This window comes from Gloeocapsa sp. DLM2.Bin57 (assembly GCA_007693955.1).
Classification (GTDB): Bacteria; Cyanobacteriota; Cyanobacteriia; order Cyanobacteriales; family Gloeocapsaceae; genus Gloeocapsa.
The window spans coordinates 49,676-59,167 of record RECR01000075.1 but is presented as its reverse complement, the minus strand read 5'-3'; the positions used below and the strand labels follow the sequence as shown (position 1 = coordinate 59,167).

At 40.3% G+C, this 9,492-nt stretch carries 7 protein-coding genes; 2 read left to right on the top strand and 5 right to left on the bottom strand.

Annotation, left to right across the window (positions count from 1 at the left end):
- A partial coding sequence (locus EA365_09785; GenBank protein TVQ44677.1) for a hypothetical protein occupies window positions 1-759 on the top strand: 759 nt, incomplete at its 5' end.
- Between the two features lie 29 nt (window positions 760-788).
- On the opposite strand, the gene plsX is transcribed toward EA365_09785, so the two are convergent.
- From plsX to hflB, 4 genes are all read right to left on the bottom strand, one after another.
- Window positions 789-1,841 (bottom strand): phosphate acyltransferase PlsX, encoded by a 1,053-nt coding sequence (gene plsX, locus EA365_09780; protein ID TVQ44676.1) that lies wholly within the window; start codon window positions 1,839-1,841, stop codon window positions 789-791.
- Window positions 1,842-1,915: 74 nt separating this feature from the next.
- The gene (locus tag EA365_09775; GenBank protein ID TVQ44675.1) at window positions 1,916-2,380 is read right to left on the bottom strand and encodes a CYTH domain-containing protein; all 465 of its coding nucleotides are present in this window, start codon (window positions 2,378-2,380) and stop codon (window positions 1,916-1,918) included.
- A 63-nt stretch (window positions 2,381-2,443) separates the two neighbouring features.
- Window positions 2,444-3,628: an NAD(P)H-quinone oxidoreductase subunit H gene (locus tag EA365_09770; GenBank protein ID TVQ44674.1), complete on the bottom strand. Its 1,185-nt coding sequence runs from the start codon at window positions 3,626-3,628 to the stop codon at window positions 2,444-2,446.
- Window positions 3,629-3,643: 15 nt separating this feature from the next.
- The gene (gene hflB, locus EA365_09765; protein TVQ44673.1) at window positions 3,644-5,533 is read right to left on the bottom strand and encodes an ATP-dependent zinc metalloprotease FtsH; all 1,890 of its coding nucleotides are present in this window, start codon (window positions 5,531-5,533) and stop codon (window positions 3,644-3,646) included.
- Between the two features lie 211 nt (window positions 5,534-5,744).
- Between hflB and EA365_09760 the strand changes: the two genes are divergently transcribed.
- A complete protein-coding gene (locus EA365_09760) occupies window positions 5,745-8,270 on the top strand; it encodes a mannose-1-phosphate guanylyltransferase (GenBank protein ID TVQ44672.1) in 2,526 nt (841 codons plus the stop codon).
- A 154-nt stretch (window positions 8,271-8,424) separates the two neighbouring features.
- Here the strand turns inward: EA365_09760 and EA365_09755 are convergent, their stop codons facing one another.
- On the bottom strand, window positions 8,425-9,435 hold the full coding sequence (locus tag EA365_09755; GenBank protein ID TVQ44671.1) for an oxygen-dependent coproporphyrinogen oxidase: 1,011 nt from the start codon (window positions 9,433-9,435) through the stop codon (window positions 8,425-8,427).
- Window positions 9,436-9,492 lie beyond the last annotated feature (57 nt).

The following is a 9,492-nucleotide window of genomic DNA, read 5'->3' as shown; positions in this document are numbered from 1 at the left end:
GAATTCCCCGTAATAATCACCCAAAAAGACGAAGAATTAGCCAACCTTCAACAACAACTAGAAGACTTACTAGGGGTTATTACCAAAAAAGACGAAGACTTAGTAACATTACAACATCATATAGGAGATATAGAAGGAAGTATTCAACAAAAAGAAGAAGAATTAGCCACCTTACAACAGTTATTAGCAGAGTCACAAGGAATTATAGGACAAAAAGACCAAGAATTAGCTAACTTACAACAAGGGAGAGAATCTTCTGCAATTGTTCCCGAAAAATATCAAGAAATGATTGCGGAAAAAGAAGAAGAATTAGCCACCTTACATATGTTGTTAGAAAATTCACAAGAAATCATTACTAAAAAAGACGAGGAATTAAGACAATTACAACAAAATCTAGTCCAACCAGAATCAGAAGAAGACTTAATTAATAAAGAGTCAGAGTTTAAAAAGATGACATTTACACAGTTAGAGAATCTATTGGTTTATTATCCTTCTATCTGTAAACTCATCGAGATTAAACCTAATGTAACGGCTAAAAATTTCTTACCTTTATTTAGTCATTTAGATAAATTATTACAAAATTGGGGATATGAAAAACTAGGAACACCTGGAGAAGAAGTAAGATACAATCCCGAGGAACATCAAACCAACGATGATACTATTCAACCTGGGGACTTAGTTTATATTCGCTTTATTGGTTATAAATACAATAATCAAGTAATCACTTTACCGAAAGTTACTCGCAATTTTCCTAGTTAGAGCAAATACGGGCGCAAAGCGCCCAAGAATTATTCAATAACAGGAGTTTTAATGGTATTGTTATCGGATTGGTGATATATTTGTCCAGGATATTGAATGCGTTCGATTACCCTATGGGTGATCGCTTCTTTAGCTAGACGAATAGCATTAAAAATGGAGGGAGCTTGAGAGCTACCGTGACTAATAATACAAACTCCTGCTACCCCAAATAAGAGCGCTCCGCCGTGTTCAGCGTGATCGATACGCTGTTTAATACGTCGGAGATTGGGTTTAAGCAAAGTTGTACCGATTTTTCCGCGCCAACCATAGGGAAGTTCTTGGCGCATAGTTTGTAACATAATTTCCCCGATCGCTTCGGCAAATTTTAGGAGTACATTACCCACAAAACCATCACAGACAATTACATCAAAGTCACCCGAGAGTACATCTCTACCTTCAGCATTACCTCTAAAATTGATATAGGGATTGGCTTCTAGGAGTTTATAAGTTTCTTTGCTTAATTTATCCCCTTTTCCAGGTTCTTCCCCCATATTCAATAATCCCACTTGGGGTGCTTCGATATCTAGTACATATTTACTATAGATCGAACCCATAAGGGCAAATTGTTCTAAATATTCGGGATCGCTATCCACGTTAGCACCCACATCGAGAATAATTACTGATTTACCAGCTAACATAGTAGGAAACATAGCGCCAATGGCTGGTCTTTTAATCCCAGTCAAGGTGTCTAAACGTAGTTTAGCTGCAGCCATAGCAGCGCCAGAATGTCCTGCTGAGACAACAGCATCAGCTTCACCATTTTTGACTAAATTCATGGCTACATTGATGGAAGCTTGGGGTTTACGTCGCAGACTTTTAATGGGTTCTTCTCCCATTTCGACGACTCCTTCAGCGTTAACAATTCGTAAACTTTTGGAACTAGGGTGTAAATTCAAAGCAGCTTGAACTTGTTCGTACTCCCCTACCAAAATAATCTCCACATCTAGTTCTTCAGAAGCTCGGATAGCTCCCGCTACAATTTCGTTGGGTGCGTGATCGCCACCCATAGCGTCTACCGCAATTCTTGGACGAGTTGATGCCATTGATCAGAAGGTAATAGAAACCAATTATGATCTTAACAGAGTAATTGACCTAAATTGACATTTTCTGATCATTATTACCATTGAGAATAAGGATATTTAACTAAACTAGCGTTATAGTACTTAGTATCATGAGACACTTCTTCTCCGACCCAATCTGGTAATTCAACTAATTGATTTTCTGTCGTTAATTCCACTTCAGCAATCATTAACCCTGCATTATCACCCTTAAACTCATCTATTGACCAAATTAAGCCTTGATGTTGTACTTGATAACGAATTTTTTCGATTAAAGGGCGATCGCAAAGGGTATCTAACATGATTTGAGCATCAGCTAGGGGAATAGGGTACTCAAACTCTAATCTAGAGTAATTTTGAGTAGGTCCTTTGATAGTGAGAAAAGCTTGCGCACCTGCGATACGTACCCGCACGGTTAAACCCTGATTAGTAGTAAGATAACCTTGAGAATAAAAAACACCAGGATTAGGCGATCGCCATTGTGCTGGTTTAACGAGAAATTTACGTTCTATTTCTGTAGGCATAAAAAAAGCGGTGATTTACCTAATATTTTAGGAGATATCACCACGTTAATTTGGAAAAAAAACTTACCGATCTACTGACCCCATAATAATATCAATGCTACCCAAAATCGCCATAATATCTGCAACTTTGACACCTTTGAGGATATGGGGAAGAATTTGCAAGTTATTAAAGTCAGGAGCGCGGATTTTCCAACGCCAAGGGAAGACGTTATCATTACCCACAATAAAGATGCCCAATTCACCTTTACCACTTTCAAGACGAACATAATGTTCACCAGAGGGGATTTTAAAGGTTGGGGCTACTTTTTTAGCGATGTATTGATAATCAAAGCCATACCAGGGTGATTTTTTCCCTTCTGCTAGGCGTTTAGCTTCGAGATTTTCGTATGGTCCACCTGGAATACCTTTGAGAGCTTGTAGGATAATTTTATTAGATTCGCGCATTTCGCGGATACGTACTAAATAACGTGCGAAACAATCTCCCGCGGTTTCCCAATGAACATCCCAATCGAAGTCGTCGTAACATTCATAACGATCGACCTTGCGTAAGTCCCATTTTACCCCTGAGCCGCGCAACATTGGACCGCTTAAACCCCAATTAATGGCTTGTTCACGAGTAACCGTACCTACTCCTTCGACACGACGACGAAAGATCGGGTTATTAGTGATTAATTTTTCGTACTCGTCTATTTTGGGGGCAAAATATTTACAAAAGTCTTCGCATTTGTCGATCCAACCATAGGGAAGATCAACAGCTACTCCACCGATACGGAAATAGTTGTTATTAATTAAACGCATTCCTGTAGCTGCTTCCCAGAGGTCATAAATCATCTCCCGTTCACGGAAAATGTAGAAAAATGGGGTTTGTGCGCCTACGTCAGCTAAAAATGGACCTAACCAGAGTAAATGATTAGCAATACGATTAAGTTCAAGCATAATAACTCGGATATATTGTGCTCTTTTAGGAACTTCTATATCAGCGAGTTTTTCGGGTGCGTTAACCGTAATCGCTTCGTTAAACATTCCTGCGGCGTAATCCCAACGACTGACGTAGGGAACGTACATAACATTAGTACGATTTTCGGCGATTTTTTCCATACCTCGATGGAGGTAACCAATGACTGGCTCACAATCCACTACATCTTCACCATCGAGAGTGACAATCAGACGTAGTACACCGTGCATCGAGGGATGTTGAGGACCCATGTTAATAACCATGGGCTCTGTTTTGGTTTCGATTCTTGCCATAACTAGTTTAGTTAATTACAGTTGTGGAACAAACTGCTCTTTTTCGGGAACGTGAGTATATTCTGACACAATTCGACGAAACTCTTCACCATCGATGGTTTCTTTTTCGATCAGCAGATCTACTAGGCGATCGATTACTTCCCGATTGTCACGGACAATTTGTCTAGCCACACTATGACCATGTTCTATGATAGAGCGAACTTGGCTATCGATGCGAGATGCTACTTCTTCGGAATATTCGGATCTGTTCATAAATCCACCACCGAGGAATACTTCTCCTGTTTGACTTTCTAGAGATAGTGGTCCTAAATCACTCATCCCAAAACGGGTTACCATTTGACGTACCAAGTTAGTAACTTGTTGTAGGTCTCCACCTGCTCCTGTGGTTACTTCATCGTAGCCAAAGATTTCTTCTTCTGCGGCTCTTCCACCGAGAATACCCGCGATACGAGCCATTAGTTGGGATTTGCTGGTTAATCCTTGTTCCTCGTCTGGGGTAAACCAGGTTAAACCTTGTGCTTGTCCTCTAGGAATAAGGGTTACTTTTTGCACTGGATCGTGTTCTTTGATTAATGTTCCCACGATCGCGTGACCGATTTCATGATATGCTATCAAGCGCTTGCTCTTACTATCTACTAGAGGTGTTCCCTCCATCCCTGCGATAACTCGGTCAATAGCGTCGTCAACTTCGAGCATGGTTATGGCTTCTTTGCGACGACGTGCGGTTAAAATCGCTGCTTCATTGAGGAGATTAGCTAAATCTGCGCCACTGAATCCTGGGGTACGACGGGCGATCGCCTCTAGGGATATTTCTTTACTAAGTTTTTTGTTACGCGCGTGAACTTCTAGTACTTTAATGCGTCCTTTGATATCTGGTGAATCGACAATCACTTGGCGGTCAAAACGCCCTGGACGTAATAAAGCTGTATCTAGTACATCTGGTCGGTTGGTAGCTGCGATAATAATAATCCCGTTATTACCCTCGAATCCGTCCATTTCTGTGAGTAATTGGTTCAGGGTTTGTTCTCTTTCGTCGTTACCTCCGCCGATTCCTGCTCCTCTTTGGCGCCCTACTGCGTCGATTTCATCGATAAAAATTAGACAGGGTGCGTTTTCTTTGGCTTTTTTGAATAAGTCTCTGACGCGGGATGCTCCTACCCCTACGAACATTTCTACGAATTCTGAGCCTGAGATACTAAAGAAGGGTACTCCTGCTTCTCCTGCGATCGCTTTGGCTAATAAGGTTTTACCTGTTCCAGGAGGTCCTACTAAGAGTACTCCTTTGGGGATGCTTGCTCCTACTGCTGTAAATTTTTCGGGTTGTTTGAGGAAGGTTACTACTTCTTCTAGTTCTTCTTTGGCTTCGTCTATACCTGCTACGTCTTCAAACATTACCCCTGTTTTGGCTTCCATTTGAAAACGTGCTCTTGATTTTCCGAAGTTCATGGCTTGACCTGGTCCTCCAGGCATATTATTAGAACGACGGAAGAGGAAAAATAATGATCCGATTAATAATACTGGAAAAATGAGGTTACCTAGTACTCCCCAAATGGCGCTTTCGCTTCTGATCGGGTGTACTTCTATGTTGATATTATTTTCTCTGAGTTGGGGGATTAGTTCTGAAGAGTTACCAGGTAAATCTACTCTTAAACGTTGTACACGATTATCTAGATCTGAATCTACCGCTTCGACAATCGCTGTTCTTCCACCTTCGTAAAAGTCAACACTTTTGACTCTTCCTGCTTCTAGATATTCCATGAAGCGTCCATAGGTCATTCTCGCACTGGCGGTGTTGTTGCCGATCGCTGTGGTAGGATTAGTCGCAAACGCTCCTTGCCACACAAAGAACCCTATGACTAGAATAGGTACGGACCATAGTATTATCGTTCTCCAAGAAATCTTCATGAGTTAATTTTCTTTTTGTCTAGCTTATTTTGTTTTTTTTGTCAAGATGTTTTAAACATTCTTAATAGAAGTTGACCCTTCTGTTACTAAATTTAACTTAATTCTCATCTTTCTCGCAACTACTCGACTAAACTTCTCTGGAGTAGTATATTTACTATTTATTGTATCAAGATAAGATAAAAGTACTCTATAGGTAAGGAGAAATGAGATTATGCGTGCAGTGCTGATGGCTGGAGGATCAGGGACGAGATTGCGCCCTTTGACGTGTGATCTACCTAAACCAATGGTCCCTATCTTAAATAAACCAATCGCAGAACATATTATTAATCTCCTCAAAAAAGTGGGAATTCAGGAAATTATCGTAACACTGCACTATTTACCTGATATTTTTCAAGAATATTTTCAGACTGGAAACAATTTTGATGTAGAAATAACCTACTCGGTAGAGGAAGAACAACCTCTAGGAACAGCCGGTTGTGTTAAAAAGGTAGAAGAGTTATTAAATGATACATTCTTAGTGATTAGCGGTGATGGGGTAACAGATTTTGACCTGAAAAAAGCGATCGCTTTCCATAAAGAAAAAGGTTCACTAGCTACAATAGTCTTAACCAGAGTTCCTAATCCCATTGAATTTGGGGTAGTTATCACCAATCCCGATGGAGCAATAGTCAGGTTTTTAGAAAAACCCTCTACTAGTGAGATTTTTTCCGATACAGTCAATACGGGAACGTATATATTAGAGCCTGAAGTTTTAGCTTATTTACCCCCTGAACAAGAAAAAGACTTTTCTAAAGACTTATTCCCCATCTTATTAGAGGAAGGAAAACCAGTATATGGTTATATAGCAGAAGGTTATTGGTGCGATGTTGGACACCTAGAAGCTTATCGTCAATCACAATATGACGCTTTACAGCAAAAAGTAGAACTAGAATTTGAGTATGAGGAAAGATTCCCTGGTATTTGGTTAGGCAATGATACTTATATTGACCGCACAGCTACGATTGAAGCTCCTGTAGTAATTGGTAATAACTGTCGCATTGGACCTCGGGTGATGATTAGTGGAGGGACAATCATTGGTGATAACGTCACTATTGGAGCAGATTCAGAGTTAAGACGTCCGATTATTTGGAATGGAGTAATTATCGGTGAAGAATCTCAGATTAACGCCTGTGTGATCGCCAGAGGTACTCGTATCGATCGTCGTTGTCAAATTCTGGAAGGATCAGTTTTAGGACCATTGGTGGTTGTAGGAGAAGAAGCAGTGATTAACCCTGGAGTGAGAATTTGGCCGAGTAAAAGGATTGAAGCAGGAGCTATTTTAAATATAAACTTAATTTGGGGTAACACCGCACAGAGGAACTTATTTGGACAAAGAGGGGTATCAGGATTAGCTAATATTGATATTACCCCGGAGTTCGCTGTTAAACTAGGTGCTTCCTATGGTTCGACTCTTAAATTAGGTGCAGAAGTAGTTGTCTCTCGGGATCAGCGTAGTGTATCTCGCATGGTTAGTCGTTCTTTAATCGCAGGGTTGATGTCCACAGGAATCAAGGTACAAAATTTACAAGCTACAGCCATTCCGATTACACGCACTCTACTACCTGAATTAGGAGTAGAAGGGGGAATTCACGTCAGAGTTGATTCTAATCGACCTGATTATATGTTGATTGAGTTTTTTGACCATCAGGGGATTAATATCTCTAAGGCGATCGAAAAGAAAATAGAGGGTGCTTACTTTAAAGAAGATATCAGAAGAGTAGCGGTACAAGATATTGGTGAGATGTTTTATCCTTCTGCTTCTCAAGTAGTTAATACTTATAGTGAGAACTTTGAAAATTATCTCAATGTGGAAGCGATTCGTCAAAATGGTGGAAAAATCGTTATTGACTATGTCTATGCGGTTTCAGGAGCTATTTTACCCCAGTTATTAACTAAATTTGGCTGTGATGCTGTAGTACTTAACGCTAGTTTACGTCAAAGCGCTATCACTAATGAAGAAAAAGAAAACTTACTTTCTCAACTTGGTCACGTAGTAGAAGCACTTAAAGCTAATTTAGGCGCACAAGTCTCTTCCAATGGAGAACAATTAATCTTAGTAGATGAATCAGGTGCTCCTATTCGTGAAGAAATGTTAAACGCCTTGATGGTGAATATTGTTCTTAAATCTCATCCCCGCAGCACTATAGTTATACCTGTAGATGTTTCTAGCGCTGTAGAACAAATCGCCCGTCGTCATGACAGTCTAGTGATTCGTACTAAAGCTAATCCAGCTGCTTTAATGGAGACTGCCCAAAGTAATCCTAATGTGGTGTTAGGAGGAAGCGCCAAAATGGGCTTTATTTTCCCCCAATTGCATCCAGGTTTTGATGCTATGTTTAGTATAGCTAAAGTCATCGAAATGTTAGCAGTACAAAAGCGATCGCTAGCTGAAATACGTAATGAGTTACCACGGGTTGCACATCGTTCTTGCACCATACGTTGTCCTTCTACCGCTAAAGGTGCTTTAATGCGCCACCTTATCGAAACTCATTCCCCAGAATATATCAGATTAATTGATGGTGTGAAAATTATTGACCCGAGAAACGATAATTGGATCTTGATTCTTCCGGATGGAGGAGAACCATTAGTACATTTGTACGCTAACTCCGAAAATCGGACCTGGGTAGATAATATGTTGGCGATCTATAAACAAAAAGTACGAGATTTTATCGACCACGAACATACAGGAAATGATTAAAGCGGTAAGCAATCTCTTCTAATCCTGTCTAAATTTGACCTTGACACCACTCAGAAAGATTACGTTTTATTGCTTAAAGAAGGGAAAAGGGAAAAGAAGAAGGTAGAATGGGAGAATTAATTATTTTTTCGCCCATTCTTAACACCTAACACCCCTAAGCCTTCCAATTAGCCCAATCTTGAGGTTTAAGGAAAACATCATACAATTGAGATTCAAGACTATTAGGCTCAGGTTGATAGTTATATTCCCAACGTACTAAAGGAGGTAAAGACATTAAAATTGATTCAGTTCTACCTTTAGTTTGTAAACCAAAAATAGTCCCGCGATCGTAAACCAAATTAAACTCCACATAACGTCCGCGACGATAGAGTTGAAACTGACGTTCTCTGTCTGTGTATTCTAACTCACGTCTTTTAGCTATAATCGGTAAATAAGCGGGTAAAAAAGCACGACCACAAGAGATCACAAAGGCAAACAAATCGTCCCAGCTACGAGAGTTAACCTCTCCTAGTTGTTGAGAATAAACCCCAGCTACACCGTGAGGATCAGGTCCACGGTATAATTCCCCTTGACCATCTTGATAATCAAAGAAAATCCCCCCGATCCCCCTAGCTTCATCGCGGTGGGTTAGATAAAAATATTCATCACACCAGGGTTTAAAAACCTTATAGTACTCAGGATGATGTTGATCACAAGCTGATTGCAAAGTGCGATGAAAATGAGCAGCATCTTCAGCAAAAGGATAATAAGGGGTTAAATCCGCACCTCCCCCGAACCACCAAACCGGACCGGCTTCAAAATAACGATAGTTCAGGTGAACTGTAGGTATATAGGGACTACGAGGGTGTAAAACCATAGAAGTACCTGTAGCGTAAAATTGATTTCCTTCAGCTTCAGGACGTTGCTTGAGAATCGAAGGGGGTAATTGTTTTCCCCATACCTCAGAAAAATTAACCCCACCTTGTTCAAAGATACCACCATCTTTAATCACTCGGGAGCGTCCTCCTCCTCCCTCCTCTCTTTCCCAGCTGTCTTCTTGGAATTTACTAATACCATCAATTTCTTCTAATCCGGCGCAAATCTCAGCTTGTAAATTGAGGAGAAACTCTTTAACTTTGGTTCTAGAGTCGGTAGGAGGTAAGGCACAATTTTTTAAAGCAGTCATAATTGTTCAATATACTTATCGCGATCCGCTATAGTACTATATTCTCATGCTTTTGGG

Bases quoted from the DNA above. Each gene is read 5' to 3' on its own strand.
- plsX (TVQ44676.1), bottom strand. From the start codon at position 1,841: ATGGCATCAACTCGTCCAAGAATTGCGGTAGACGCTATGGGTGGCGAT.
- EA365_09775 (TVQ44675.1), bottom strand. From the start codon at position 2,380: ATGCCTACAGAAATAGAACGTAAATTTCTCGTTAAACCAGCACAATGG.
- EA365_09770 (TVQ44674.1), bottom strand. From the start codon at position 3,628: ATGGCAAGAATCGAAACCAAAACAGAGCCCATGGTTATTAACATGGGT.
- hflB (TVQ44673.1), bottom strand. From the start codon at position 5,533: ATGAAGATTTCTTGGAGAACGATAATACTATGGTCCGTACCTATTCTA.
- EA365_09760 (TVQ44672.1), top strand. From the start codon at position 5,745: ATGCGTGCAGTGCTGATGGCTGGAGGATCAGGGACGAGATTGCGCCCT.
- EA365_09755 (TVQ44671.1), bottom strand. From the start codon at position 9,435: ATGACTGCTTTAAAAAATTGTGCCTTACCTCCTACCGACTCTAGAACC.